Annotated in this window: 2 protein-coding genes and 1 pseudogene; all 3 read right to left on the bottom strand. The window is 49.6% G+C overall.

The window, feature by feature from the left end; all coding sequences use genetic code 11:
• Nucleotides 1-1,514, bottom strand: a 1,514-nt coding sequence (locus tag PGY33_RS14170) for a recombinase family protein (RefSeq protein ID WP_270479188.1), incomplete at its 3' end; no start/stop codon positions are given.
• On the bottom strand, nt 1,515-1,712 hold the full coding sequence (locus tag PGY33_RS14165; RefSeq protein ID WP_004612761.1) for a hypothetical protein: 198 nt from the start codon (nt 1,710-1,712) through the stop codon (nt 1,515-1,517).
• Between the two features lie 241 nt (nt 1,713-1,953).
• Nucleotides 1,954-2,244, bottom strand: a pseudogene (locus tag PGY33_RS14160) (virulence-associated E family protein); the annotation flags it as partial.

The following is a 2,244-nucleotide window of genomic DNA, read 5'->3' as shown; positions in this document are numbered from 1 at the left end:
TATTCCTGAATGGCTTCCACCCATTGTTTTGCGTCATTGGCAAGCTGGACTTCATCGGACAGCCGCTTTCTGCCCTCGGACACTTTTGCTTTAAGCTCCGCTTGCTCGGTCTGTGTCTTTTCCAGCATGGTGTTGAAATTCTGTTCACTGATACGCCCTGCAATCATATCCTCATAAAGCCGCATTACCATTTTGTCCAGAACCTCAATCCGTTCCTCGTCCCTTGTGAGGGAGCGTTCCATTGCTTCCCGCTGTTCCCGCTGCTCGGCTTCACAGGTATTGGTCAAGCGGTCGGCAACCGCTTCCCCGTCCATCAGGGCGGCTCTGGCACATTCCCGGATTTTCCGCAGCACATGGCTGTAAAGGGTGTCATAATCAATCCGGTGCTGGGTGCAGTGGTTCTTTCCAAAGGCATTGTAGGTTTTGCAGGAGTAAATCTGCTGGGGATGTTTTGCGTTTGTGTAGCGTATCGTCAGTGACTTCCCACACTCACCGCATTTTATCAGTCCGGCAAACAAGCTGATTTCATTGGTCTGCCCCGGACGCTGGCGGGATTTCAGCTTGTTCTGCACAATGTCAAAGCTCATGCGGTCAATCAGCGGTTCATGCTGTCCCTCCACCACAATCCAGTCCTCCGGCTTCTTTTCCCCAATCGTGCTGATTTTGAAACGGTAGTCCTTTTTCTGGGAAGCAATCGCCCCGGTGTAGACGGGATTCATCAAAAGGTCTTTGATAACGGAGAAGTCCCACATATACCGCCCGTTTTCCGGGTCTTTCTTTTCCCATTTGGTGCGGGTATTGCGAAGCCCCCGTTCCCGGTTCCACCATGTGGGGCAGGGGATTTTTTCTTCCTCCAGCCGTCTGCGGATATAGTTCGGACCATGACCGTTTAGGGCATATCCGAAAATCAGCCGCACAATCGGGGCGGTTTCCTCGTCAATGAGCAGATGGTTTTTGTCCTCCGGGTCTTTCCGATACCCGAACGGGGCAAGACACCCGGTAAACTGTCCTTTCTGCGCTTTCAGAAGATAAGAGGAATGGACTTTCTTGGAAATATCCTTGCTGTACATCTCGTTCAGGATATTCTTGAACGGGGCAATATCGTTGTTATCACGCAGGGTGTCGATACCGTCATTCATGGCGATATAGCGGACACCGTTTCTTGGGAAAAAGTCCTCAATCAAATGCCCGGTTTGCAGATAGTTACGCCCCAGTCGGCTGAGGTCTTTCGTGATGACAAGGTTGATTTGCCTGCGCTCAATGGCTCTCAACATTCTCTGTAAATCAGGACGCTCCATATTAAGACCTGTGAAGCCATCGTCCTGATAGACTGCCACAACCTCCCATCCCTGCTTTTCGCAGTATTTTTCCAGCATATCACGCTGGTTTGCGATACTGGCACTTTCGCCTTGCAGGTCATCGTCCTTTGACAGCCTGCAATAGACCGCTGCACGATACCCTCCGGCAAGTGCCGAACCGATTGTTCTGTATTCCATTTCGTTCATCATAGCCATTTACCCACACAATCCAGACGGTATCTGGCTCTTTTGAACCTCATCTTCATTATACTTCAAATCTTTCTTTTTAGCAAGATATTCTTTCGTATTTGTCTTGCCGTATTTCTGGGAAATCAGGCTGACGAACACATCGGTTGCGTCCAGTTCCCCGTCAAATACCGTTGTAACATGAATCTCTGTTTTGTTTTTTGCCATAGGCAGTTATCCTCCATACATGAAAATAGCCAGACAGAGGGTGTCGGCAACGAAGTCCGGCAACGGGCTTCAAAAGACCTTGCAAACAATCTCAATCTGGCGATGGTTACTATTTATACTTTTCTTTTATTTTTCTGTTGTTTTGGTTGTCATAGGGGAGAAAAGCCCAGAAATAAGGGATTTTCCCCGGCAACCGGCTCGGCAACGGGATAGCAACAGGGGGTGCAACGGGCTGTCATTTTCAGAACGGAAGCTCCATCTGTTCTGAGACCTCCACAAAACCGTCCCTCGTTTTTTCAGACGGGTTGCCGGAGTCCGTTGCCGGGTTTTCACGCTCCCAGCCCTTTTGTCTGCCATATTCGGAAAACATTCTTGGGTTCGGGAAGTACCGCCAGCCAGAAATGCACTGGTTCATAATCTCGTTGATTTCCCGGATTTCCCATTGCTTCGGCTCGTCAAAGGCATGGTTCAAGGCTTCCTTATAGAGCTGCTTGGAGCAGACCATGCTCCCGGTGTACTTATCAAGATACGC

The organism is Butyricicoccus sp. AF18-9LB (genome assembly GCF_027684505.1).
In the GTDB taxonomy this organism is placed as follows: domain Bacteria; phylum Bacillota; class Clostridia; order Oscillospirales; family Butyricicoccaceae; genus Agathobaculum; species Agathobaculum butyriciproducens.
The sequence above is the reverse complement of the archived record's forward strand: the minus strand, read 5'-3'. Positions and strand labels throughout refer to the sequence as shown.

What these genes read in the sequence shown, in the direction of transcription:
- PGY33_RS14165 (WP_004612761.1), bottom strand. Translation starts at nt 1,712, where the DNA reads ATGGCAAAAAACAAAACAGAGATTCATGTTACAACGGTATTTGACGGG.